General features: G+C 52.2%; 1 rRNA gene. It reads right to left on the bottom strand.

What is annotated here, in order from left to right:
• Positions 1-360, bottom strand: a 23S ribosomal RNA gene (locus tag BHE89_RS22355); the annotation flags it as partial.

Here is a 360-nt window from a genome sequence, read left to right as displayed (position 1 = left end):
CCCCGATTAACGTTGGACAGGAACCCTTGGTCTTCCGGCGTGCGGGTTTTTCACCCGCATTATCGTTACTTATGTCAGCATTCGCACTTCTGATACCTCCAGCATACCTCACAGTACACCTTCGCAGGCTTACAGAACGCTCCCCTACCCAACAACACATAGTGTCGCTGCCGCAGCTTCGGTGCATGGTTTAGCCCCCTTACATCTTCCGCGCGGCCGACTCGACCAGTGAGCTATTACGCTTTCTTTTAAATGATGGCTTGTACTTCTAAGCCAACATCCTGGCTGTCTGAGCCTTCCCACTTCGTTTCCCACTTAACCATCGACTTTGGGACCTTTAGCTGGCGGTCTGGGTTGTTT

The sequence above is a fragment of the Shigella sp. FC1967 genome (assembly GCF_001743005.1).
In the GTDB taxonomy this organism is placed as follows: domain Bacteria; phylum Pseudomonadota; class Gammaproteobacteria; order Enterobacterales; family Enterobacteriaceae; genus Proteus.
Note: the sequence above shows the minus strand (reverse complement) of the source record. Positions and strands in the feature narration are given on the sequence as shown.